Genomic DNA, 23,691 nt, shown 5'->3' with positions numbered 1-23,691 from the left:
TGAAAATAGACAATAAAGGGAAATATTGTGCTGTGTTGGGGTTTCACGCGGAAGATGCGGAGCAGCAGGGGACGCGGGGAGAATCCAGTAATAAGCCGACAACACCTGATATCACCGCTTCCTGTTGCCGGTATCCTAATCACAGTCACACCTTAATTGAAAACAGCAGCAAGAAAAATCGGCCGCATGTTTTAACCAACCCCCCAACGCCAAACCCCAAACCCTTAACTACCTTTGGCCCATGGCAGATAAAGAAAAACTCCGCCTGGACAAATACCTCTGGGCCATCCGCATATTCAAAACCCGTACGCTGGCAGCCGCCGCATGCGACACGGGCAAGGTAAAACTACTGGGCACCAATGTAAAGGCAGCCAAAACGGTAAGTATCGGCGATGAATACGAAGTGAAGACCGAAGCCCGCAAATGGGTGATCAAGGTTACCGGCCTGCTGGCCAGCCGGCAGGCATACAGCGAAGCCATCAAATACTATTTGGATATCACCCCTGAAGAAGAAGGCGACAAGATGAAATTTGAAGCCGCCACTTTCCATACCGGTAAACGCCGCAGCAAGATCGGCCGCCCCACCAAGAAGCAAAGAAGGGAGATCGATGGGTTTATGGGAGAAGAGGAAGAGGAATGAGTGATCAGTGATGAGTAATGAGTGTGGTGGCTGTTGCCTAGCACTTTGTTTCAGTTGGGAAATACTTGCAGCTTGAAGCTAAATACTTGCAGCTTGTAAATAACAAACCCCGGCAGGTAGACACCTCCGGGGTTTTATCATTTAAACACAACACATAAGTTCAAAGCCATCCTGCAATACATGCAGTTGTTTTACCAACAGCTAAAAGCCAATAGCCAACAGCACGTTTAGATTGCCTTACTGAACATCGGCTTTTCGCTGGCTGCCTGCCGTTGAATATACAGGTCGAAAGCGCTGGCTACGTTTCGGATAAACTGCCGGCCCTGCGGCGTGAGGCGAATACCCTCCAGGTCCCATTCTACCAACTCGTCGGCGGCAAGGGCTTTCAACTTTGGAAAGCTGTACTGCTCCAGCAAGACAAGGTCTTTTTCCTTAAAAGTGGTAGAGCCACGGCAGGCAATATCCAGGATGTATTTACGGAACGAAGCGTCTTCCTCGGAAAGCATATAGCCTTTCTTGATAGCCAGACCGCCGCTGTTGATGTCTTCGTAATAATTGTGCAGGGTCTTTTCGTTCTGTGCGTATGCCGTTCCAATGTCCGAAATGCTCGACACACCCAACCCAAGCAGCAGCCCGGTTTGCTGGGTAGTATAACCCATAAAGTTGCGGTGCAGTTTACCCCGCTCCCAGCACTTGTACAACTCGTCGGTGGGCAGCGCAAAATGATCCATGCCAATATCAGTATAGCCAGCTTCGGTAAGCATTTGCTTGCCTTTCAGGTATAGCTGCACTTTCAGTTCGGCAGGTGGCAGGTGGCTCTCGTCAAACAGGCGCTGGGCCTTGCTGGTCCAGGGTACATGGGCATAGCTGTAAAAAGCGATGCGATCCGGGCGCAGGGTGATGGTTTGCGCAATGGTGCGTTCTATGCTTTCGATGGTTTGCAGGGGAAGCCCATATATCAGGTCAAAGTTTACCGAGGTAAAGCCAATGGCACGTGCCATTTCCGTAGCCTTCAGTACATTTTCAAATGGCTGGATGCGGTTGATGACGCGCTGCACATCTGGATCGTTGTCCTGCACACCATAAGAGATACGGCGGAAGCCCAGCTCATACAAAGCTTTCAGGTGCGCCTCGGTAGTATTGTTGGGATGCCCTTCGATGCTGAACTCGTGGCTGGGATGCACGATGCTGTCCTTCAGAATGCCCCTGATCAGGCGTTGCAGGTTGCGCGGCGCAAAGAAAGTAGGCGTGCCGCCACCCAGGTGTATTTCGCGGATCACCGGTGTTTGCTTCATCAGCTTCCGGTAACGCTTCCATTCCTTTTCAATCACCTCCAGGTACTCGTCTTCAACCTTGTGGTTGGTCGTGATCTTTTTGTTGCATCCGCAATAGGTGCACAGCGATTCGCAAAAAGGCAGGTGTATGTACAGCGAAATGCCCGAGGTGTGGTTCTGCTCGTCAAAACGTTGACGGAAAGCCTGCTGCCATTCCGCTGCATCCAACTGCTCGTGCCATACCGGCACGGTGGGATAAGAGGTGTAGCGCGGCACCGGCTGGTTGTATTTGCGAATCAATAGGGGGTTCACTTCCTCGGGTAGCATGAAGCAAAACTACCATAGGTGCATGCTGCGCCGGGTGACGCAGGTTATCTTTTGGGAGGATTGTGGTCAGGAGATGAGTGATGAGTGATCAGTGATGAGTGAGTAGCTACTCATCATTCATCACTCATTACTCATCTTAGTACAATAAGTTCTTCAACTTCTGCGCATCGCTCACCACGATCTTGCCATTGCGGATGTCGATCAGTTTTTCTGATTTGAAATCCGACAGGGTGCGGATCAGCGATTCGGTGGCGGTGCCTACGTACTGGGCTATTTCTTCGCGGCTGATTTCGATGGCATGGGTAGCGCCGCCATCGGCGTTGAACTTTTGGTTCAGGTCCACCAGCGCTTTGGCTACCCTTTTGCGCAGCGAAGAATAAGCGAGGCTAAGCAGGCGCTCTTCTTTTTCCTTTACGTTTTGGGTGATGATGCGGATAAACTTGGCGGCAATGTTCACATCGCTGTGGATCATGGTAAGGAAATCCTCGCGGGGAATCTGCATGATCTCGGCGTCTTCCACAATCACCGCGGTATCGTCGTAGTTCTTGTCTTCAATAAGGGCACTGTAGCCCACAAAATCGCCGGCGCTGTACAGGTCCGTGATGTATTCCTTGCCGTCTTCGTGGGTTTTGTAGGCTTTTACCTTGCCAGCCACCAGGTAATACAGGTAGCGGGGCCGCTTGCTTTCGGCATACAGGTTTTGTTTTTTGCTGTACTGCTCCACGGCATACTGCTCCGAGAGGTGCTGCATCAGGCCCGTATCCTTGATGTCGCGTACAAACTGCGACAGGCCCTGCGCTGTGGGTGCGTATTTCTGTTCCAGCACTTCGCTTTTCTTCAGGCGCACTTCAATGGCATTGAGCAGCTCGATGTCTTCGAAAGGCTTGGTCACATAATCGTCGGCGCCCATTTCCATGCCCTTGCGAAAATCACTCCGCTCGGTTTTGGCCGTCAAAAAGATAAAGGGAATGTTGGCGGTGTCTTCGTTTTTGCGCAGCAGGTGCAGCACGCCATAACCATCCAGTTCGGGCATCATGATATCGCACACAATCAGCGATGGCTTTTCTCTTACCGCCACGTCTACGCCCCTTTTGCCGTTTTCGGCCGTAAGGGTCCGGTAGCCCGCCAGTTCTAGTATTTCAGCGGTATTTTCTCTCAGATCGTTGTTGTCGTCAATTACCAGAATCGTCTTTGCCATGGCCTATATCATTTATGGGAAAATCAAGCGTAATGGTAGTGCCCACATTAAGGGTACTGTGCAAATGTAGGGTTCCATGCAACATATCGGCATAACGCTTTACGATGTGCAGCCCCAGTCCGGTGCCTTGGATATTAAGGGCGTTCTTGCCGCGGAAAAAAGTAGAGAACAGGTGCTTCTGGTCTTCTTCCGAAATACCGATGCCCTTATCCGTAACCGCAATGGTAGCAGTGGTACCATTTACCCTGCTGTGTACTTCGATGGTAGTATGCGCATCCGAAAACTTGATGGCATTGCTCACCAGGTTGATCAGGATATTCTTCAAAAACTTCTTGTCGCTTACCACCAGGTCGCTGCCTTCATGGTGATAGGCAATCTGCTGGCCTTCTTTCAACAGGCCTTTCATATCCTCCACCGTATCGCCCACGGTTTCCTGCAGTGCAAAAGGCGCAAATTGGGCCGTTATTTTTCCTTCATCCAGCTTGCCCAAAGAGAGGAAATCTTCCAGCAGGTCGTTCAGGTGTTTTACCGAATCTTTAATACGGTTGATGTGCTTGTCGCGGTTGGTCTGCTGCTCGGAGGTGGTATACTTTGCCAGCAATGACGCCGACGATAACACGGCTGCCAGCGGTGTGCGAAACTCGTGCGAAGCCATCGACACAAAGCGGCTCTTGATCTCGCTGAGTTGTTTTTCTTTATCCAAAGCCTCGCTCAGTTCGGCCTGGCTTTGCTCCAGGCGCTGGAGAGCTTCTTTTAAAATAATAGTCCGCTCTTCCACCTTCGCTTCCAGTTCGGCATTGAGGCGGCGGATATCATTAGTTACTTTTTCCAGCTGCTGCTGTTGTTGCAGCATGCTTTGCTCTATTTCCTTGCGGTGGGTGATGTCTACGATAAAAGCAATCACGTACTGCACATTGCGCTGCTTATAGGCGCTGAGGCTCACCTCCACGGGGAAAGCCGTACCATCCTGGCGCTGTCCAAAAAGGTCGCGGCCCGAACCCATGGAGCGGTTCTGCGGGTCTTTGTAAAACCCTTCGCGCAGCTGTCCGTGGCCGGCACGATAGCGCTTGGGCAAGAGCACCTCCACGGGTTTACCAATGAGCTCGGGCGCTGCGTAGGCAAACATTTTCAGGGCCGCCGGGTTGGCGAGGATGATCACTCCCCGGTCGTCGGTGAGAATGATGCCTTCAGTGGCGTTTTCAAACAGGGAGGTCATGTGGCTCTTGTCGAACTGCATATGCCGGATCAGGGATTTGATATATAAAACAATCAGGGTAGTAAACACTACCAGCAACAACATAAAGTAAAACTCCATCCACACCTGCGTGAGGGGTATACCCCGCAGGTTGAGTGCCATAAACCCCAGGATCACCGCCAGGCTGGTACCGGCAGCAATCAGGGTAGAACTCCGGGTAGGTACAAATACCGAAAGAAAAATCACCACCAGCAGACCGCTGAGGGTAATGGTATAACCCGGTAAAAAGTAGCTCAGCACAACGGTGACGGCAAATACCGCAACCGCATACCACGATGCCTGGCTACGTGTCAGTTGGGGCATGCCCCTGTAATCTGTCTTTGGTTCCGGGGTAGGGCTGTTGGATTTTTCCATCTTGGGTGTGCCTGGTATCGACAATGGGGTTTGATGGTTGTTACCAGGAAGCAAACTTATCTTATTTCGAAATACTGAGGGTCGCGGCGCCATAACAGGAGCACCTTAGCCCTGTTGTAAAAACCTGGTAAGAACCAGATGCAGCGTGTTATATACCAATGCGCTTTCCTCACGATAAAAAACCAGCCACGATCTAGGACACCGGTTGCAACAACTCCTGCTCCATTTGCAGCACCCGCGGGTACAGGATATTATTTTCCAGGTGCTTGTGCTGCACCAGGTCGTTGTCCAGCTCCTTCAGTTTGTGGTACAGCACCTGGTGGTTGGTACAGGCTCCTTCGGCAAAATGGTATTGGTTGGTTACACTGCGCAACTGGTCGAGCAGGGCGGCAATGCGGTTATGGTCTATGGCCACCATCTTGTCGAGGGGTTTGCCTAAAGTGCGCACAAACAGGGAGCCATAAGTTTCGCGGCGCTTGTAGGTGCTGGCTATTTGCCGGAGGTAAGGAAAAATGCGTTCTTCCTCTTTGGCATTGTGTTCTTCCAACTCGGTTTTCAGGTCGTTGAACACATCGCCCACCTCCTGCAGGTAAGGATATTTTTTGGTGTGGCCTTTTACAAAACCATTCAATTGCTGGTGCAGTGCCGGAAGTACCTGCTTGAGGTAAGCATGGTGTACATGCACGATATAATCAATCAGGAATTCAACCGGCCAATCCTGGTACTGCAAACCTGCAGGCAGGCATATCTGCCGCCCGGCAGCATTGAGGTCCTGTTGCACAGCCGCTTCATCAATACCTTTAAGGGCACAGGCTTCGGCAAGCGATACGTTGCCGCTGCAACAATAGTTGATGCCCCATTTGCGCAGCACATCCGCAGCGCGGTAGTTGCGCCGCACCAGTTCCGATACCGTTGGTATTGCCTGAATATTTTCTCCTGTCATTAATTTTCGTTTTCCAACATACTGCCATCAAATTCATAGGTGGCAATACTGTTGATGAACTCTTTTTTGTCTTTATGCAACAGGTCGGCAATGGTGGTGGTTTCCATTACCCGTCGCAGGTCGCCCTTGATGCGTTCCATCTGGAAATGCAAAGGGCAGGGATTGGTGGCATTGCAGGCACGCAAGCGCAACACGCAGTTGTTGAACGTACCCAGTCCATCCGTCAGATCTTCCAGGCGCAACAGCGGCATCTGCAGGGTAGCATCCGACAGCGTATACCCGCCATAAGGACCTTTTACCGATAGCAGCATGCCTTCTTTTACCAGGCGCTTCATGATCTTACCCAGGAAATGCCTCGGCACACCCAGTTTTTGGGCCATCTCTTCAATCTGCACAAAACGTTTTTCATCCTGCATCAACGCGATGTAAAGGATACCCCGCAAGGCATAACCGAATGTTTTAGAAAAGATCATAGCACTCCAAAGCTAGAGGTCAAATGTATTCTACAGGCATTTCCGCCTAACTGATAAAAGTCATCGTTTACAATGACCACCCTCACAGCTGGGCAGGCCGGGGCGCTGATACTTTTGGACCATAAAGGACAACGATGTCTTTTATTCAAAACTTTCCAATATGAATCGCATAAGCTTATCCAAGGGTACAGGTTTGCTGCTGCTGGCGGGTTCCATCACACTCTGCTCCTGTGGTGAAAACAATGCTGCTCCGGCTGCCGAAGCAAGTGAGCCCGCCGCTGCCACCACCGAAGCACCTGCCACATCCGACGAAAAACTGTTTGAAGCAGTAACGGTGCCCGCCTCACTTGATGCCAGCCTGGCGGACAAAGGCAAGACCATCTATGAAATGAAGTGCCAGAGTTGCCACAAGCTTACTGATGAAAAACTGGTAGGCCCGGGTTGGAAAGGCGTTACGCAGCGCCGCTCACCCGGCTGGATCGTGGCCATGACCACCAAACCCGAGGTGATGATTGCCAAAGACCCCGATGCACAAAAGCTGCTGGAAGAACACCTGGTGCAAATGCCCAACCAAAACATATCTGCCGAAGAAGCCCGCCAGCTGCTGGAATTCATGCGCAGCAATGATGGGGTGAAATGAGGAAGATGGTATTGGGAATTAGGTATTGGTGATTAGTGAATGGTGATTAGTGATTGAAACGATGCACTATTGTCCAATACCCAATACCTAATTCCCAATACCCAATGCCTAATCACCAATCACTACTCACCACTCACACAAAATATACCTCCATGAAATTATCCTCCACCAACCTCCTGCTCACGGCTGCCTCTGCGGCGGTACTGGCCGGCGGTTTACAAAGCTGCAAGTCGAAGGCAGGTGGCGTAAGTGCCGCCAGCAACGACGCTGCCGCCAAAGTATATGTAGCACCCGGCAAACACGATGAGTTTTACAACATCGTTTCCGGTGGCTTCAACGGCCAGATGAGCGTGTACGGCATCCCGTCGGGCCGCATGTTCCGCATCGTTCCCGTATTCTCGCAGCACCCCGAAAACGGCTGGGGCTTCTCCGAAGAGACCAAGCCCATGCTCAACACCTCGCATGGCTTTGTGCCTTGGGACGACCTGCACCATATTGCACTCTCCACTACCAAGGGTGAGCACGATGGCCGCTGGGCTTTTGGCAATGCCAACAACACACCCCGTATTGCACGCGTCAGCCTGAGCACCTTCAAAACAGAGGAGATCATCGAGATCCCCAACAGCGCAGGCAACCACTCCTCGCCTTTCATTACCGAAAACACCGAGTACGTTGTTGCCGGCACCCGCTTTTCGGTACCCTTGGACAACGGCAATACCGATGTGCCCATCAACACCTACAAGGACAATTTCAAAGGCACGGTATCCTTTATTGGCGTGGATAAAACCACCGGCCGCATGAATATCGATTTCCAGTTGCTGCTGCCCGGTATCAACTTCGACCTGGCACGTGCCGGCAAAGGTGCCAGCAAAGACTGGTTCTTCTTTAGCTGCTACAACTCCGAAAAAGCCAACACCCTGCTTGAAGTAAACGCTTCGGCCAAGGACAAGGACTTTATCATGGCTGTAAACTGGAAGAAAGCGCAGGCGTATGCACGCTCCGGCAAAGGCAAGAAAGCCGCTGTGAAATACGCCCACAACGTGCTGGATGAAAAGAACCACACCGCAACTTCTACCATCATCAACGAGGTGCTGACCCTGGATCCCAAGGACTGCCCTGATATGGTATACATGATGCCCTGCCCCAAGAGCCCGCATGGCACCGACACCGATCCTTCCGGTGAATACATCATTGGTTCGGGCAAGCTGGCCGCAACCATTCCTGTTTTCTCTTTTGCTAAAATCCAGCAGGCCATCGCCAGCAAAAACTACGATGGCAACTACGACGGCATCCCCGTTTTAAAATACGACGCCGTACTCCATGGCGAAGTACAGAAACCCGGCCTCGGACCTTTGCACACCGAGTTTGACGGTAAAGGCAATGCCTACACTTCATTCTTCGTATCGTCGGAGATCGTGAAGTGGGATATCAAGAGCCTGAAAGTACTGGACCGTGTGCCCACCTACTATTCCATTGGTCACCTGAGCATCCCCGGCGGACCTACTGCCAAGCCGCATGGCAAATACATGATTGCCTACAACAAGATCACCAAGGACCGTTACCTGCCCACTGGCCCCGAGCTGACCCAGAGTGCACAACTCTTCGACATCAGCGGCGACAAGATGAAACTCCTGCTCGACTTCCCCACCGTGGGTGAGCCGCACTACGCAGAGGCCATTCCTGCCGCACTGGTGGAAAAGAACAGCAAGAAAATTTACAAGATTGAAGAGAACCAGCACCCCTATGCCGCCAAAGGCGACAATATGGCCAAGGTAGAGCGCAAAGGCAACGAGGTACACGTGATGATGACCGCTGTGCGCAGCCACTTTACCCCCGACAATATTGAAGGCGTGAAACTGGGCGATGTGGTGTACTTCCACGTAACCAACGTAGAGCAGGACTGGGACGTACCCCACGGCTTTGCCGTAAAAGGCGCCAACAACGCCGAGATCCTGATCATGCCCGGCGAAACCCAGACCCTGAAGTGGACCCCCGACCGTACCGGCATCTTCCCTATCTATTGCACCGACTTCTGCTCGGCACTGCACCAGGAGATGCAAGGATATGTACGCGTATCGCCCGCCAACAGCAATGTAGCACTCCACTTCAGCACTGGCACCAACAAGCCTGCTGCTGATGTAGCTGCGAAAAAATGATAGCAGACGGGAGAGACAGTAAAGACGGAAAAGACAGAAAAGTAAAACCAATACAATTTTAAAAACGTTTACGGTTTGCAGTCGCTATAATCTTTACTGTTTCTACTATCTCTCCCTTCTTTACTGTCTTTACTGTCTTTCCCGTCTTTACTGTCTTCTCTGTCTCTTCCAACTTCTCTCCCAACTCCAACTCAACCCCACATGAAACGTATTTTCCACTTTGCTGTAGCCGGCATCCTTGCCGCCAGCATCACTGCCTGTGGCGCCCGCTCCGGGGAGCCCGCCACTACCGACCCAACTGCAACAGCAGCTTCAACTAATGCCGCGGGTCAAAGCGCCGTCCAGGATGATGAGTCGGCGAAGGATGTAGTAAAAGTAGCCGCTTCCAATAAAGATTTCACCACCCTGGTAGCCGCCGTTAAGCAGGCCGGACTGGTAGATGCTTTGAGCAATGCAGGCCCTTTTACCGTATTTGCGCCCACCAATGCAGCTTTTGATAAAGTGCCCAAGGAAACCCTGGAAGCACTGATGCAAGCCGACAAGAAAGCCGACCTGCAAAACATCCTGCAATACCACGTGTATGTGGGTATGCTTTCGGAAAGCTTGCTGCAGGACGGCCAAACCTTCAACCAGGTAAATGGCGGCAATATCACCATCAGCAAAAAAGACGGCAAAACCATCATCAACGGCACCGCTACCATCGTAGCTACTGTGAAAGCCTCCAATGGCATCATCCATGTAATTGATGGCGTGTTGTTGCCGAAATAGTCGGGAAAGTCAGGAAAGACGGGAAAGACAGTAAAGACGTTTGCGACAGCATATGGAGTCTTAAAGGTTTAGAGGAGGCTCCCGGCTAATGAAGAGCATATTGTAATTACGGAAACGTCTTTCCGGACTTTACTGACTTTCCCGTCTTTCCTGTCTCTTCTGTCTTTCCCATCTTTATTCATTGTACTCCTTTTCCAGGGTGTTTGCGCCCCGGAGTTTTTAAAAACCTACCGGTCATGAACAAGCTCAATCCCTTATCCCGCATCCTTATCGCAGCCGCATCGCTGTTGCTGATTGCCACCTATTTCCTCCCCATCTGGAACATCGACCTGGCTGCGCCGCAATATCCCGAAGGCTTGTCCATGCAAATATGGCTGTACCAGATCACCGGGCAGGTAGAGATTATCAATGGCCTTAACCACTACATTGGCATGAAACACATAAAAGCAGAAATGTTTCCCGAGTTCAGCTTCCTGGTGTACGTAGTGGGGGGCTTTATTGTGTTGGGACTTGCCGTGGCAGCCATTGGCAGGGTAAAAGCTTTGCTGGCCTACGTGGTATTGCTGTTGGCAGGTGGTGTTGCAGCCATGGTGGACTTCTACCAGTGGGGCTACGACTATGGCCACAACCTCGATCCCACAGCAGCCATACAGGTACCCGGAATGGCCTACCAGCCGCCTCTCATCGGCCATAAGCAACTGCTCAATTTTGATGCGTATTCTTACCCTGCTGCAGGTGGCTGGGTGATTGTGGCTGCCGGTGTGCTCTTTATTGCGATCTTGGTGGCTGCATGGCTAAAAGGCCGTACAACCAAGCATATGTCCACCATCCCCACAACCCTCAAATCTGTAAAGGCCCATGCAGCTGTATTGCTGCTGGCGCTTGCTGTTTCCAGCTGCCAGGGCGGTCCTCAAAACTTTGCTATTGGTAAAGATGGCTGCCACTATTGTAAGATGACCATCATGACCGCTCAGTATGGCGGTGAAGTGATTACACAAAAAGGTAAGGTGTACAAATTCGATGACCTGCACTGCATGAAAGGATTCCTGAAAAGCGGCGAAGTTCCAACAAGCGATATCGCCCAGACACTCACCACCAACTTCCGCAACAACAACGAATTCATTGACGTCAACAAAGCGTTATTTGTAAAGGGCGGCACCCTGCAAAGCCCCATGAACAGCAATGCAGCAGGCTTTGCCGACAAGGCAGCTGCCGAAGCCGCAGCCAGAGAAGCAGGCGCCACCATCACCACCTGGACCGACCTATAAACCAACTGCTTTTTGCTTTTGTGCAACCCCGGGCTGTGATGGTTCGGGGTTTTGGCAATTGAGAAGGGCCATAGATGATGGACGATGGAAGATAGACCATGAAATATGGATCACTATTATACTGTACTCCATCGTCCATCGTCAATCATCCATGGTCTAAACATCGTCGTCCGTCGTCTGTGGTCCGTGGTCCTCCATATCATACCAATCTGCTCACTGCCTAATAATCTTCACCCTTTCTCCTAATCTAAGTCAGACTTTCCGGCTGTTTTATTTGCGTGCTTGCAGTATAAAGCGAAAACCTGTTGACCCACATGAAACGGCTTTCTTGTATACTCCTTTCCCTCTTGTGTTTGCAGGCACATGCACACACCCTCACCGTGGGCAAAGGCCAGCCATTTGCCACCATACGCAATGCCATAGCAGCCGCTAAGCCAGGCGACACCGTGCTGGTTAAAAAGGGTACTTATTATGTAAACAATATCCTTGTTACCAAACCCATCACCCTGCTGGGTGAAAACATGCCCCTGCTGCACGGCGCCGACAAATACGAGATCTTCACCGTCAGCGGAAACAGGATCACCATCAAGGGCTTTCAGCTCACCAACTCCGGCTATTCGGCCATGAACGATTATGCCGCCATCAAGGTGGTAGACGCCACCAACGTGGTGATTGAAGGCAACAAGATTTACCGTGCCTACTTTGGCATTCACATGGCCAATGCCAGCAACTGCACCATCCGCAACAATTATCTGTTTGGCCTTACCAAAACCGAACAAACCACCGGCAACGGCATCCACCTGTGGAAGTGCAACAATATGCTGGTGGAAAAGAACGAGGTACATGCTCACCGCGATGGCATCTATTTCGAATTTGTAACCCATTCGCTGGTGCGCAATAATTACAGCGAAGGCAATATCCGTTATGGTCTCCACTTTATGTTTTCCAACGACGACCAGTACTTCGGCAACACTTTTATCAACAACGGCGCAGGTGTAGCGGTGATGTATTCGAAAAAAGTGATGATGCACCGCAACCGCTTTCTCAACAACTGGGGTCCTGCAGCTTATGGCTTGTTGTTAAAAGAAATAAGCGACAGCAAAATAGAAGGCAACCGCTTTTACAAAAACACGGTAGGCATACAAATGGAAAGCACCAGCCGTATTGCCGCCAGCAACAACAGGTTCGAGGAAAACGGCTGGGCCGCCAAGGTGGCCGCCAGCAGTATGGACAACAGTTTTACCAACAACAATTTCCAGGGCAACACTTTCGACATAGGCACCAACGGCTCGGTGGTGCTCAATACGTTTAACAACAATTATTGGGACAAATACGAAGGCTACGACCGCAACAAGGATGGCCGTGGTGATGTGCCTTATCACCCGGTGAGCATGTACTCCACTATCATTGAGTCCAATCCCAACACATTGATGTTGTTGCGCTCATTTATGGTAGCACTGCTCGATAAAGCAGAAAAGGCTTTGCCCAGTCTCACACCCGAAAACCTCAAAGACGACCAGCCGCTTTTGAAAGCGCTGAAGCTCTAAACAAGTTGCAGGTTTCAGGTTGCAAGTAACCAGTAACCTAAAACTTGAAACCTGCAACCATATACTCATCACTCATAACTCCTCACTCATGATCTCCGTCGAACATATCACCAAGAAATTCAAAAAGCTCTATGCGCTCGATGATGTTTCCGCATCGTTTCACAAGGGGCAGGTAGTATCGCTGATCGGGCCCAACGGCTCGGGCAAAACAACCCTGATCAAATCCATCCTGGGTATTGTACAGCCCGATGGTGGCACGATCAGGTTCAGCGGCCAGGCCATCAGCAACCAGTACCAGTACCGCGACCAGATTGGCTATATGCCCCAAATAGGCCGCTACCCCGACAACATGACCATCGGGCAGGTGATTGACATGATCAAGAACATCCGCAACAATGCAGGTGCAAGGCTGGATGAGGAGTTGCTGGAATCCTACAACATGCAGGCGCTATTGGGTAAAAACATGCGTTCACTATCCGGCGGTACCCGCCAAAAAGTAAGCGCGGTGCTGGCCTTTTTGTTCGACCCCGATGTATTGATTTTGGACGAACCCACAGCCGGTCTTGATCCTTTGGCAACCGAAATCCTCAAGGACAAGATCATGGCAGAGAAAGAAAAAGGCAAGCTCATTCTCATCACCAGCCATATCCTCAGCGACCTCGATGAACTGACCACCGATGTGATGTATTTACAGGACGGCAGACTGCGCTTGTATCAACCCATTGAAGAACTAAAAGAGCTAACCGGCGAAAGCCGGCTGGGCCGGGCCATTGCCGCAGTAATGAAAAGCGGGTATACCCAGCTGCAACCAACACCAGGCGCGATTATAAAAAATATGGAGGTGCATTATGCTTAAGCTATCCCGGTATGTGCTGCACGATATTGTGCGCAGCAAAGTAATCCTTGCCTATACCCTCTTCCTGCTCACCATTTCGGTAACGCTTTTCCAGATGGAAGACAACCCGAGCAAGGCCTTAATGAGCTTGCTCAACATTGTGCTGATTGTAGTGCCGCTGGTGAGCATGGTGTTTGCCACTATTCACTACTACAACTCCTATGAATTTATTGAACTGATGCTCTCACAACCCGTGAGCCGCACACGCATCCTCATGAGCGAGTACCTGGGTACGGCGGCATCTTTATCAGCTTCTTTTTTAGTTGGTGTAGGTGTACCGGTACTCTTATTCAATCTAGACGAAGTAGGCCTTGCGCTGATAACCACTGGTACCGCTCTCACGTTCATCTTTACCTCGCTTGCCTTTTATGCATCCGTGCTGGCAAGAGACAAAGCAAGAGGCATCGGCGTGGCGCTGATGTTGTGGTTTTATTTTGCCCTTATTTACGATGGGCTGGTGCTCACCATTCTTTTTGCCTTTTCCGACTACCCGCTGGAGCAACTGACCCTTGCCCTTTCCTCGCTCAACCCCGTTGACCTGGGCCGCATTTTCCTGATGCTGAAAATGGATGTCAGCGCGTTGATGGGATACACCGGCGCCACTTACAAAGACTTCTTTGGCTCTTCGTTCGGAGCCCTTTATTCGCTGGGTATATTGCTGTTGTGGGCAACCATTCCGCTATGGCTGGCAGTAAGAAGTTTTAATAAAAAAGATCTTTAGTTTGTCCGACAAGCAAACACCCTTAGGAAGACCTACATATCGAAATGAAAATAGCTTTTTGAAAACAAGGTTTTCGTCAACTATCTTATGGCTTTAACTATTGCAATTTACCAAGCAACAACTCCTTTACACCCGCTTCCCATTCGCCTTTTAAAATACTCAATATCATGCTGTCCCTCCTGCTGCCATCGGCACGGAAGCCATTGCTGCGCAACACCCCTTCGGGCACACAACCAATAGCCTTCATGGCTGCAATGCTGCGGGCATTGCGTGCATCGGCCCTGAACTCTACCCGCATCATGCCCATGGTTTCAAATGCAAATTGCAGGAGCAGGAATTTACAATGCCTGTTCAGCCCTGTTCCCTGGAAGGCTTTTCCATACCAGGTATAACCCAGCTGGGTGTTTTGCTGCGCCAGTTGTATATCGTAGAAACGGGTAGCACCTGCATAACGGTTTTGCTTCTTGTCAAAAACAATAAACGGAAGCTCCCTGCCAGCAGCCCTTGCCTCCAGGGCTGTGGTAATGTATTGTCTCAGGTTGCTTTCGCTGGCCGCTGTGGTGAGAGAATACAGCCACAGTTCGGGTTCATACAAGGAAAATGGAAGCAGGTGTTGTACATCTGCTGCTTCTAAAGACCGCAACAGTACGCGTTCATTTTCCAAAACAATATCCTGGTTGGTATGGGTGAAGGACATGCCTCTTTCTTTTTCATGAATGTAGTACATGGCGGTTGATGAACAGCATGCGGCAAAACAAAGGCATGGCATATCCCAACATATTTTGCACACAAAAAAGAGCTTATGCCTTTTTGTTCCTGCATGCAAAAAGACTGGCGTTGCCACCAGCCTTTTCACTATTGATACTTTATTGATTAAACCGCCATGGGCAACCACATCTGGAATTCGGCGCCTTTACCCAGTTGTGAAAAAGCAAGGATATCTCCGCCATGATGTTTCAGGATCTTTTTACACAGTGCCAGGCCGATGCCCGTGCCCTGGTACTTGCTATTGCTGTGCAGTCTTTGAAACAACTGGAAGATGCGGACAGAATGCTCGGGATTGAAACCAATACCGTTATCGCGCACCTTGATGCAACAATAGCTCTTGTCGGTAGGCAGGTCTACATAGGCGGGCAACGAAGGGCCTGCCACCATTTGGGTATGTATGTGTATATGTGGTACCGCATCCTGCACCTGAAATTTCAGGGCGTTGGTGAGCAGGTTGGTAAACACCTGTTGCAACTGGGTGGTATTACCCTTAACGGCAGGCAGTTCCCCGCATTCGATAACGGCAGCAGATCCGGCGATGGTGGTCTCCAAATTTTTACGCACCATGGCCATCACTTCGTTGAGGTCAACCAGCCTGATGCTATGTGCATCCCTGTTTACCCGGGCATAGTTCAGCACATCGCGTACCATGATCGACATGCGGCCTGCAGCCGTGTCTATTACATTAAGGTGCGATAAGGCCTCGGAAGGCACACTGTCGGCATACCGGTCGTTGAGCAGCCTTGAAAAGGTCATGATGCGCCGCAGCGGCTCTTGCAGGTCGTGTGAAGCCACGTAGGCAAACTGCTCCAGTTCCTCATTGGAACGCTTCAGGTCTTCGTTGGCCATGGTAAGCGCATTGGTACGCTCAGCCACTTTTGCTTCCAGTTCCTTTGTTTTATTGCGTGCCGCCAGGCGCAGTTCAATATCGTTCATGGCAATGGCCGCAAACTGCTCCAGCTGCCTGGCTTGTTTCGGGCCGAAACTGCGCGGCTGCTTGTCAATAATGCATAAGGTGCCGATGTTGAACCCATCGCTGGAGATGAGCGGCGCACCTGCATAAAAGCGCAGCCCGAACGATCCGGTAACCAGTGGATGATACACAAGGTTGGGTTCCTCCAGCGCATTTTCAAATACCGTTGCTTTGTCGTTGAGTACCGCCAGCGAGCAAAGGCTTTTACCACGGTCTTCGTAAAGCATATTGCCCAAACCAACATTGGCTTTGAAATGCACACGCGTGGTATCTACCAGTGAAATCAATGCAATGGGCACATTGAAAAATTCGCTGGCCAGTTGTACAATATTGGTAAAGGACTGCTCCGGCGCTGAATCAAGGATATTGTAGCGGCGCAGGGCCGTAACCCTTTGCAGGTCGTTGTGGGGAATGATGGGAACGCCAAAAGTATTTTCCATGGCCATTAGCATTGTTGGGCACAAAAACGCAGCATGTGCCTGATGTTATCGATGATCGTTTCTAGTCCTATCCCTTTCTCCACATAAGCTACAGCACCGGCAGCCATACAGTGTTGCCTGAAGCGTTCGTTGGCCGAACTGCTGTACATTACTTTTGGAATCGCTTCCATGCCCGGTATTATCGCAAGTTGCTGCAGCAATTCAAGGCCGTTCAAACCGGGCATGTTGTAATCCACGATCAGCAGGCAGGGTTTTTCCGGCTCCACTGCCAGCAGGTGCAACACTTCGGAGCCGCTATCCACATAGCGCACCGTTACCTGCTGCTCCTGCTCGGCAAAGGCCAGTTGCATCAGCACCTGGTCGTCCGAATCGTTTTCGGCTACAAGCACGTAACTGTTGTGAGCCGCATTTGAATTGTTTATCACACTGCACTTATTAAGGCACGCAAATGCATGATTGTTACAGGTAAGGGTAAGGGTGAAGTCCTGGATGGGGCAATACAAACCAACTGCTAAGCACTACTGCTTTTGAAAAAAGCAGGCAGTAAAGAAGTATGGAAGGGAAGCAGTTGTTTGGCAAGACAAAGCTAAACCAATAATACCGGGTGTAGTAAAATTTGATCCGGCGATAACAGATTTCACCACGCTAACCTACATACATACCCTTATTTCAAGTTCGTATTTGGCCCGGTGCAGCAATGTATCTTACAAATACCCGGTGCAAAGGAGTCCCTGCCCATGCCAGCACCTGCAACAACGGGCCAGTCATCCACAACAATCCACCCAACATGAGTGCTGCTGCAAACAGCAAAGCAGCAACGAAACAGGGTACTATGAAATGAAAGCCCGCAGCCACCAGCAACAGTTCTGTTGTGGTAAAGCCCACCAGAAATACATATAAGCCCTTACGGCTTTCTTTTTCCAAGCGGAGTAATCCTTTGCGCTGCATGGCCCACAGCATAAAAAGCGAAACAAATCCCAACAACACCAGGTGCAGGTAGGAAATGACAAAGCTCCTGTTGGCAGCAGCCATTTCGGCAACGGTTGGAAAGGCTGAAGCCAATTGCAATACCTGTTTCAACACAAAGGCCAATAAAGAAAGCACCAGCAGCCAGCGGCCTTTACGAGCAGCCCACTGCAGTGGCAAAACATCTGCCAGCAGCAACCCGGTGGCCGCCACCTGCAGCAGCGCACCCAGCCCGCCAATTACATAAAACACCGGCGCAGGCTTGTTCCATAATACCGACAGCAGATAGGTGGGCACACAGGCCGCATGCATCAACGGGTACACCAGCACTCCGTACTTACTTCCGCCATTGGATTCCAGGTATTGGTACAGCAGTCCCAGCACGGCAAACGTAAACCAGCCGTTGTAGGTAAAATGCAGGTAACCATAAATAGCATTGTAGTAAAAGGGAGTATACTGCAGGCCCATGGCTGTGAGCGGCCCCGTGATAAAAGGACCTATGGAAGCAAGGGTAAGATAAAACAGGCCGGCACTTACAAAACGGAGCCCGGTACCAGGGGGTAGTTGGCGAACCGCACGCCAAACCACCCATGCCAGGTAATAACCGGCAACAATGGAAAGCGTTGCAAAAAAGATAGCCATGGGCGCATAACCCTGCAGCGGGAAAGCCAGCACCATGCCATACGCCGAAGCCAGCAACAACACGCTGATATTGCGCCAGTGAGGGTAAGCAACCTGTGTGGCAAGCTGCGGAAAACTTTTCAGAATCAGTGCCAACAGGATGGGCATGACCCAGCCGCCAAAAGCAAAATGCGAATGGCCGTGCAATACGTTTTTATAAGCCAGCGGGAAAAGAGGAAGCAATGGTATGGCCCGCATAAGCACGCCCAGCGCTGCAACGCCCAGCAAATTAAAAAGTGACCAGCGTACAAGCCGGGCTGCTATATTTGTGGCCCTGTTAGCAGGCGCAGCATGGTGTTGCCACCTGGTGGTGTTATGTGGTTTTCGTTTCGTCAGCAACATATAGCAAAGCTCCGCCAATGCAAAGAGCTATCTTGTTGCCGGCATCAAAAGGCGGACTGATAAACATCAGGTGGTTTGATGAGCAAACAAAACTTAAAGCAGGTACGAAACAACAGACATTTGTATCCGAAATGAAACGCATCCTGGTTTTCATAATGGTTGTACTCGTGGCCTTGCAGTCTTTTGGCAAGTGGCTGATCCTGCTCGAGTACAGGGTAAACCAGGAATACATTGCAAGGGTGCTGTGTGAAAACAAAGCCCGGCCCCAACTGAAGTGTAAAGGCAAATGCCAGCTGATGAAAAAGCTGGCAGCCGAAGAAAAACAAAGCGGCAGCCAGGCAGGCAGCAACCAGAAAGCTGATGCCGCCGATGTACTGTTTACCCCCGAAAACACCGGCGATAAAATGGAGCCGGTAATGGCCCTTTTGCCAAAGGCAAATACCCGCTACCTGGTGCGGGATTATACTGCTCCTGCCACCGGCATTTTTCACCCACCCCTTCAAGGCTGATTGTTTTATACGCAACCCTGCGTAGGCTTGCATGCAAGCCCCTGTTCCCCCATTTCTTTTTTTTTCAAAAAGCAACAGCCATGTTCCGCAACATCCGGCTGCAGGCCCTGCTTTTGTGCAGCCTGCTGGCACAAACTTCTTTTGCCCAACAGATTCTTTCCGCCCGCATTATAAACAGCCAAACCGGCGAGCCCATACAGGGTGCATCCATACAGGTACCCGGCCGTACCACCAGCAGCGATGCCCGTGGCGCCTTCTCCCTATCCTGCCCCGCAGGTTGCAGCAAGGCCACCGTTTCTTTTATTGGTTATAACAGCACCGAAATAACCGTCGACTCGGCGCAACCTTTTATCCGCCTCTCCCCCATTACTGCATCGCTCCAGGAAGTGGTGGTATCGGCAAGCAGGCAGGCGGTGCGCCGCAGCGAAGCGCCGGTGGCAATAGCGGCCATCAATAACCGCATGCTGCAGGAAACAAAAGCCATCTCCATCGACCAGCTACTCAATAAAGTGAGCGGTGTAAATATGGTAAACCTGGGCAACGAGCAACACCAGATGAGCATCCGCCAGCCCATGACCACCAAGAGTCTTTTTCTGTACCTCGAAGACGGCATACCCATCCGCACCACGGGCCTGTTTAACCACAACGCCCTGCTGGAGCTGAATATGGCTGCCGTAAAAACCATGGAGGTCATCAAAGGCCCTTCCTCTTCGGTGTATGGCAGCGAGGCCATTGGCGGTGTGATAAACGTAATCACTGCAGCACCTACCGCGCAGTCTTTCTTAAAATTATCGGCGCAGGGAAATAACATTGGTTATCGCCGCGCCGACCTGCAAAGCAGTGCCAGCAGGGGCCGCTGGGGCTTTGCACTCAATGGCTATTATGCCGCCAAAAGCAATGGCTTTATCGAGTACAGCGACTTCAGCAAGGCTACGCTTACCGCCCGTGCCGACTACCGCATTTCGGAACGCACCTCGCTGGTGAACAGCGCTACCTGGATGCGTTACCAAAGCGATATGACCGGCGCTGCCGACAGCCTGGCCTTTGCACGCCGCTCCTTCAAAAGCCTGCAAACTTTTACCTATCGCAACGTGGATGCGCTGCGCTACCGTTCTACCCTAACCCACCACTGGAATAGCGCCGCAACAACCACCGCATCGCTGGTGTACCGTAATAATGCCATTGAGCAAAACCCTGCTTACAGCATCCGTAACGATTACCGCAGGTTAGTGAACGGCATGTGGACTGGGAAAAAGAATGTTGCGCATGGCGAAATCAACCGCAGTGCCTTCAACAGCTATGCCTTTATTGGCCAGCACCGCCAGCACCTTACCTGGAAAAACGCCGACCTGGTTGGCGGCGCCAGCATCGACCTCAGCCCCACTTCTTATAAAGCAAACTATATCCGCATCAACCGCGATACCGCTTCGGGCAAATACACCAACTTCACGGCACCCGACAGCGTGCTGACCAACTACCGCACCGGCATCAACAACTACGCTGCTTTTGCCAATTTTGAGTTCAACCCCGTTGCCAAACTGCGGGTAGTGGCTTCGCTGCGCTACGACCAGTTTGTGTACCGCTTCAACAACTACCTGACACCATCATCATTCAGCGGCGCTCCAGATACCATCAATCATTTCAGTGCACTCAGTCCCAAGCTCGGTTTTACCTACAACTTTTCGGGCCGTACCGGTTTTTATGCCAACTATAGCCAGGGTTTTGTACCACCACAGGTCACCGAATTGTACCGCGGCGTAAAAGTGCCCCAGATCAAACCTGCTACTTTTTACAACTACGAAGTAGGCGGCTGGGCCGAGATCATTAAGGGCAAACTGAACACCGATTTTAGCCTGTACCAGCTGGAAGGCACCAACGAAATCATATCGGTACGCCTCGATGATGGCACTACCGAAAACCGCAACGCCGGCCGCACCAGTCATAAAGGTGTTGAACTGGGTATCACCGGCAGTGTGGGCAAAGGTCTCAGCTATCGCTTCAGTGCAGCCTACAGCGAACACCATTTTGATCGCTTTGTGGAAAAAGGCAACAACTACAGCGGAAAGGAAATGAACGGCGCTCCCCGCTGGATGCACAATGCCGAACTATGGCATCGCCCCGCTTCCATAAAAGGCCTGCGCCTCGGTGCCGAGTGGCAGTGCATCGGCAGCTACTTTATGGATCCGCTCAACACAGAAAAATACAAAGGCTACCAGGTGCTGAACCTTCGCGCCGGCTACCAGCACAAAGGCTTTGAATATTGGGTCAATGCCATGAATATCACCAACGCTTACTACTCGTACAATACCTCCAAAAGCAGCAGTGGCTATAACTATACGCCTGCCGACCCGAGGAACTTTGTAATAGGTGTGAGCTGTAGGATAGGAAAGTAGAGAGACGGAAAAGACGGGAAAGACAGTAGCGTCCGGAAAGTCAGAAAAGACGACTCTGCCACCAGCCAAAAGCTTTACTGATACGAAAAACAAATTCATATTTCATGAATGGTCATTCCCGACTTTTCCGTCTTTACTGACTTTCCTGACTTTCTTTCCTGTCTCTTCCGTCTTTCCCGACTTTACTGACTTTACTGACTTCCAACTTCTCTCCCATGCCTTCATTCCCATACTTCCGCCGCAACGCCTACCGCTGGCACCGAATTACAAGCCTTATTGTTGCATTGCCCATACTGCTCTGGACCATCAGTGGTTTACTGCACCCGGTTATCAACAGCAGCAAGCCACAGGTGCGTAACCAAAGCCTGCCACCAACAGCTATTGATACAACAAGAATATCATTACCGCTGCAACAGGCACTGCAGCAAAACGGCATTCAGTACATTCACAATTTCCGCATCGTCAAACTGTACGAAGTGTTTTACTACCAGGTACAGCAACCCGGTATAGATACGCCAACCTATATCAACTGCGCTTCGGGCACGACCCTGCTCAACGGCGACCGCAACTATGCCGCATACCTTGCGCATCAGTTTTTGTATGCCAAGCTGAAAGGCGGCACTAAACAGGGTGGCCACCACCATGCAGCAGCGGCTTCCATACTGCCAGCCTCCTTTGGCACTGCGCAACAGCCATTGGGCAAGGCCAGAATTAAATCGGTACAGCTGCTCACGCATTTCGACAGCGAGTATAAAGCCAGCAACAAAATACTGCCTGTGTACCGCGTAACCTTTGACCGTGCAGACAGCATCCGCCTGTATATCGAAACGCCGGCAGACCGCCTTGTGCTTGCTATTGACCAGCGCAAAGCCTGGTTTACCCAGTTCTTCAGTATTACGCATAGCTGGAGTTTTTTGAACGGCATGGGCAAGATGAAAAGCATATGGTTGGGTGGCTTTTCCCTTCTTTGTTTTGCTTCCGGTGTGCTGGGCTTTTATGTGTACAACATCACCAGCAAAAAGAAAAGCAGCAAAGGCAGGCCTGCGGCAAAAACCGCACACCGCGTGATGGGCAATGTGTTTATGCTAACCACCTTACTATATGCTTTTAGCGGCGCCTGGCATAGCTTTCAAAAACTAACTCCTGCCAGCGCTAAGCAGGAATATAAAGCCATCAACCGCTTTCCTGTTGCAGCTGCAGCGCTTGACCTGAAAGCATTGATGGCAGCACTACCTCATGGAAATACATTGAATGATGTATCCCTTGTACGCATGGAAAATGCAACCTACTGGCAGGCCACCTTAACCCACCGGCAACAACAACAAAAGCAATACTACCGCACCACCGACCTGCAACTGCTGCCAGACGGCGACACCCGCTATGGCTGTTACCTCGCCTGTACCTTCAGCCGGCAATCGCACCACAGCATCAAACATAGCCGCTGCCTCAATAGTTTTAACAACGATTACAGCATGATGAACAAAAGATTGCCGGTGGTGGAAGTGGGCTTTGATGCCAACAACAGTTACTTTGTAGAAACAAGCACCGGCACGCTGGCTGCTGTTAGCAATGCTGCAAGCCGTGCCGAACGTTTTATTTTTTCCAACCTGCACATGCATCACTATTGGGAGCAGGTATTAGGAAGGAATGTTGGTAGCAATATGCGCAATGGGTTGCTCATTGCATCCACGCTGGGATTGCTGCTGGTAGCCTGTACAGGAATGATGATCTACGCCCGGCGTAAAAGGCAGCGCTGAAAAATAAGCAGCTTTATAACAGCAAAAAATCAACCCTAAAAACAATGATTATAGAACCCCAAATAATCGACGCACTCAAAACAGTATATGACCCGGAAATACCGGTGAACATTTACGACCTGGGACTGATTTATAGTGTACAAATTTCTGGCGATGTGGTACAACTCGTAATGACGCTTACAACTGCTACCTGTCCTGCAGCTGCTTTTATACCGGAGCTGGTGCAAACGGCAGTGAGGGGCGTGCCAGGTGTGCAGGATGTGCAGGTGCATGTAACCTATGAACCTCGCTGGAACAAAAGCATGATGAGCGGGGAGGCCAGGAGCATTTTAGGATATGCTTTGTAGCAAATGTTTGTATACCATGCAGCCATTCAGTTGTACTGAAACGTTGGAACCTTTGA

Annotated in this window: 21 protein-coding genes; 12 read left to right on the top strand and 9 right to left on the bottom strand. The window is 50.9% G+C overall.

Features of this window, described 5'->3' with window-relative positions:
- Positions 1–241 precede the first annotated feature (241 nt).
- Entirely contained in the window at positions 242–640 is a 399-nt protein-coding gene (locus tag BUE76_RS06005; RefSeq protein WP_073040866.1) for an RNA-binding S4 domain-containing protein, read from the top strand.
- 227 nt (positions 641–867) lie between these two features.
- On the opposite strand, the gene hemN is transcribed toward BUE76_RS06005, so the two are convergent.
- The 5 genes from hemN to BUE76_RS05980 form a co-directional block, all read right to left on the bottom strand.
- Positions 868–2,226: an oxygen-independent coproporphyrinogen III oxidase gene (hemN, locus tag BUE76_RS06000; protein WP_245798312.1), complete on the bottom strand. Its 1,359-nt coding sequence runs from the start codon at positions 2,224–2,226 to the stop codon at positions 868–870.
- A 151-nt stretch (positions 2,227–2,377) separates the two neighbouring features.
- Positions 2,378–3,439 (bottom strand): response regulator, encoded by a 1,062-nt coding sequence (locus BUE76_RS05995; protein WP_073040870.1) that lies wholly within the window; start codon positions 3,437–3,439, stop codon positions 2,378–2,380.
- Entirely contained in the window at positions 3,414–4,997 is a 1,584-nt protein-coding gene (locus BUE76_RS05990) for a sensor histidine kinase (RefSeq protein ID WP_245798313.1), read from the bottom strand. The genes BUE76_RS05995 and BUE76_RS05990 overlap by 26 nt, the downstream gene beginning before the upstream one ends.
- Positions 4,998–5,241: 244 nt before the next feature.
- On the bottom strand, positions 5,242–5,991 hold the full coding sequence (locus tag BUE76_RS05985; protein WP_073040872.1) for a DUF542 domain-containing protein: 750 nt from the start codon (positions 5,989–5,991) through the stop codon (positions 5,242–5,244).
- The gene (locus tag BUE76_RS05980; RefSeq protein WP_073040874.1) at positions 5,991–6,464 is read right to left on the bottom strand and encodes an RrF2 family transcriptional regulator; all 474 of its coding nucleotides are present in this window, start codon (positions 6,462–6,464) and stop codon (positions 5,991–5,993) included. Before BUE76_RS05980 ends, BUE76_RS05985 begins: the two co-directional genes overlap by 1 nt.
- A 160-nt stretch (positions 6,465–6,624) precedes the next feature.
- On the opposite strand from BUE76_RS05980, the gene BUE76_RS05975 reads away from it, so the two are divergent.
- The 7 genes from BUE76_RS05975 to BUE76_RS05945 all read left to right on the top strand — a co-directional run bounded on the left by BUE76_RS05975 (position 6,625) and on the right by BUE76_RS05945 (position 14,459).
- Positions 6,625–7,104 carry a c-type cytochrome gene (locus tag BUE76_RS05975; RefSeq protein WP_073040876.1) on the top strand — a complete coding sequence of 160 codons (480 nt, stop codon included), beginning with the start codon at positions 6,625–6,627 and terminating at the stop codon, positions 7,102–7,104.
- Between the two features lie 152 nt (positions 7,105–7,256).
- Positions 7,257–9,260 carry a Sec-dependent nitrous-oxide reductase gene (gene nosZ, locus BUE76_RS05970; protein WP_073040878.1) on the top strand — a complete coding sequence of 668 codons (2,004 nt, stop codon included), beginning with the start codon at positions 7,257–7,259 and terminating at the stop codon, positions 9,258–9,260.
- Positions 9,261–9,461: 201 nt separating this feature from the next.
- The gene (locus BUE76_RS05965; protein ID WP_073040880.1) at positions 9,462–10,028 is read left to right on the top strand and encodes a fasciclin domain-containing protein; all 567 of its coding nucleotides are present in this window, start codon (positions 9,462–9,464) and stop codon (positions 10,026–10,028) included.
- 236 nt (positions 10,029–10,264) lie between these two features.
- Positions 10,265–11,296 (top strand): nitrous oxide reductase accessory protein NosL, encoded by a 1,032-nt coding sequence (locus BUE76_RS05960; protein ID WP_073040882.1) that lies wholly within the window; start codon positions 10,265–10,267, stop codon positions 11,294–11,296.
- A gap of 314 nt (positions 11,297–11,610) precedes the next feature.
- Positions 11,611–12,843 (top strand): nitrous oxide reductase family maturation protein NosD, encoded by a 1,233-nt coding sequence (locus BUE76_RS05955; RefSeq protein ID WP_073040884.1) that lies wholly within the window; start codon positions 11,611–11,613, stop codon positions 12,841–12,843.
- Between the two features lie 88 nt (positions 12,844–12,931).
- Positions 12,932–13,699: an ABC transporter ATP-binding protein gene (locus BUE76_RS05950; RefSeq protein ID WP_073040886.1), complete on the top strand. Its 768-nt coding sequence runs from the start codon at positions 12,932–12,934 to the stop codon at positions 13,697–13,699.
- Positions 13,692–14,459, top strand: a complete 768-nt coding sequence (locus BUE76_RS05945) for an ABC transporter permease subunit (protein WP_073040888.1) — start codon at positions 13,692–13,694, stop codon at positions 14,457–14,459. Before BUE76_RS05950 ends, BUE76_RS05945 begins: the two co-directional genes overlap by 8 nt.
- 97 nt (positions 14,460–14,556) lie before the next feature.
- Here the strand turns inward: BUE76_RS05945 and BUE76_RS05940 are convergent, their stop codons facing one another.
- From BUE76_RS05940 to BUE76_RS05925, 4 genes are all read right to left on the bottom strand, one after another.
- Entirely contained in the window at positions 14,557–15,186 is a 630-nt protein-coding gene (locus tag BUE76_RS05940; RefSeq protein ID WP_245798314.1) for a GNAT family N-acetyltransferase, read from the bottom strand.
- A 146-nt stretch (positions 15,187–15,332) separates the two neighbouring features.
- On the bottom strand, positions 15,333–16,640 hold the full coding sequence (locus BUE76_RS05935) for a GAF domain-containing sensor histidine kinase (protein WP_073041021.1): 1,308 nt from the start codon (positions 16,638–16,640) through the stop codon (positions 15,333–15,335).
- 5 nt (positions 16,641–16,645) lie between these two features.
- A complete protein-coding gene (locus BUE76_RS05930; protein WP_143157222.1) occupies positions 16,646–17,029 on the bottom strand; it encodes a response regulator in 384 nt (127 codons plus the stop codon).
- Positions 17,030–17,309: 280 nt separating this feature from the next.
- The gene (locus BUE76_RS05925) at positions 17,310–18,470 is read right to left on the bottom strand and encodes a hypothetical protein (RefSeq protein WP_143157223.1); all 1,161 of its coding nucleotides are present in this window, start codon (positions 18,468–18,470) and stop codon (positions 17,310–17,312) included.
- Between the two features lie 176 nt (positions 18,471–18,646).
- Between BUE76_RS05925 and BUE76_RS05920 the strand changes: the two genes are divergently transcribed.
- The 4 genes from BUE76_RS05920 to BUE76_RS05905 all read left to right on the top strand — a co-directional run bounded on the left by BUE76_RS05920 (position 18,647) and on the right by BUE76_RS05905 (position 23,635).
- Positions 18,647–19,138 carry a hypothetical protein gene (locus BUE76_RS05920; protein ID WP_073040896.1) on the top strand — a complete coding sequence of 164 codons (492 nt, stop codon included), beginning with the start codon at positions 18,647–18,649 and terminating at the stop codon, positions 19,136–19,138.
- Between the two features lie 80 nt (positions 19,139–19,218).
- Positions 19,219–21,531, top strand: coding sequence for a TonB-dependent receptor (locus BUE76_RS05915; RefSeq protein ID WP_073040898.1), 2,313 nt, complete (start codon positions 19,219–19,221; stop codon positions 21,529–21,531).
- A 215-nt stretch (positions 21,532–21,746) separates the two neighbouring features.
- Entirely contained in the window at positions 21,747–23,288 is a 1,542-nt protein-coding gene (locus BUE76_RS05910) for a PepSY domain-containing protein (protein WP_073040900.1), read from the top strand.
- Between the two features lie 44 nt (positions 23,289–23,332).
- Positions 23,333–23,635 carry a metal-sulfur cluster assembly factor gene (locus BUE76_RS05905; RefSeq protein WP_073040902.1) on the top strand — a complete coding sequence of 101 codons (303 nt, stop codon included), beginning with the start codon at positions 23,333–23,335 and terminating at the stop codon, positions 23,633–23,635.
- The last annotated feature ends 56 nt before the right edge of the window (positions 23,636–23,691 follow it).

It is taken from the genome of Cnuella takakiae (genome assembly GCF_001953305.1).
Taxonomy (GTDB): Bacteria; Bacteroidota; Bacteroidia; order Chitinophagales; family Chitinophagaceae; genus Flavisolibacter; species Flavisolibacter takakiae.
Note: the sequence above shows the minus strand (reverse complement) of the source record. Positions and strands in the feature narration are given on the sequence as shown.

Excerpts from the sequence above, each read along its gene's own strand:
- BUE76_RS06005 (WP_073040866.1), top strand. The coding sequence starts at position 242 with ATGGCAGATAAAGAAAAACTCCGCCTGGACAAATACCTCTGGGCCATC.
- BUE76_RS05995 (WP_073040870.1), bottom strand. The coding sequence starts at position 3,439 with ATGGCAAAGACGATTCTGGTAATTGACGACAACAACGATCTGAGAGAA.
- BUE76_RS05990 (WP_245798313.1), bottom strand. The coding sequence starts at position 4,997 with ATGCCCCAACTGACACGTAGCCAGGCATCGTGGTATGCGGTTGCGGTA.
- BUE76_RS05985 (WP_073040872.1), bottom strand. The coding sequence starts at position 5,991 with ATGACAGGAGAAAATATTCAGGCAATACCAACGGTATCGGAACTGGTG.
- BUE76_RS05980 (WP_073040874.1), bottom strand. The coding sequence starts at position 6,464 with ATGATCTTTTCTAAAACATTCGGTTATGCCTTGCGGGGTATCCTTTAC.
- BUE76_RS05975 (WP_073040876.1), top strand. The coding sequence starts at position 6,625 with ATGAATCGCATAAGCTTATCCAAGGGTACAGGTTTGCTGCTGCTGGCG.
- nosZ (WP_073040878.1), top strand. The coding sequence starts at position 7,257 with ATGAAATTATCCTCCACCAACCTCCTGCTCACGGCTGCCTCTGCGGCG.
- BUE76_RS05965 (WP_073040880.1), top strand. The coding sequence starts at position 9,462 with ATGAAACGTATTTTCCACTTTGCTGTAGCCGGCATCCTTGCCGCCAGC.
- BUE76_RS05960 (WP_073040882.1), top strand. The coding sequence starts at position 10,265 with ATGAACAAGCTCAATCCCTTATCCCGCATCCTTATCGCAGCCGCATCG.
- BUE76_RS05955 (WP_073040884.1), top strand. The coding sequence starts at position 11,611 with ATGAAACGGCTTTCTTGTATACTCCTTTCCCTCTTGTGTTTGCAGGCA.
- BUE76_RS05950 (WP_073040886.1), top strand. The coding sequence starts at position 12,932 with ATGATCTCCGTCGAACATATCACCAAGAAATTCAAAAAGCTCTATGCG.
- BUE76_RS05945 (WP_073040888.1), top strand. The coding sequence starts at position 13,692 with ATGCTTAAGCTATCCCGGTATGTGCTGCACGATATTGTGCGCAGCAAA.
- BUE76_RS05940 (WP_245798314.1), bottom strand. The coding sequence starts at position 15,186 with ATGTACTACATTCATGAAAAAGAAAGAGGCATGTCCTTCACCCATACC.
- BUE76_RS05935 (WP_073041021.1), bottom strand. The coding sequence starts at position 16,640 with ATGGAAAATACTTTTGGCGTTCCCATCATTCCCCACAACGACCTGCAA.
- BUE76_RS05920 (WP_073040896.1), top strand. The coding sequence starts at position 18,647 with ATGCAAAGAGCTATCTTGTTGCCGGCATCAAAAGGCGGACTGATAAAC.
- BUE76_RS05915 (WP_073040898.1), top strand. The coding sequence starts at position 19,219 with ATGTTCCGCAACATCCGGCTGCAGGCCCTGCTTTTGTGCAGCCTGCTG.
- BUE76_RS05910 (WP_073040900.1), top strand. The coding sequence starts at position 21,747 with ATGCCTTCATTCCCATACTTCCGCCGCAACGCCTACCGCTGGCACCGA.
- BUE76_RS05905 (WP_073040902.1), top strand. The coding sequence starts at position 23,333 with ATGATTATAGAACCCCAAATAATCGACGCACTCAAAACAGTATATGAC.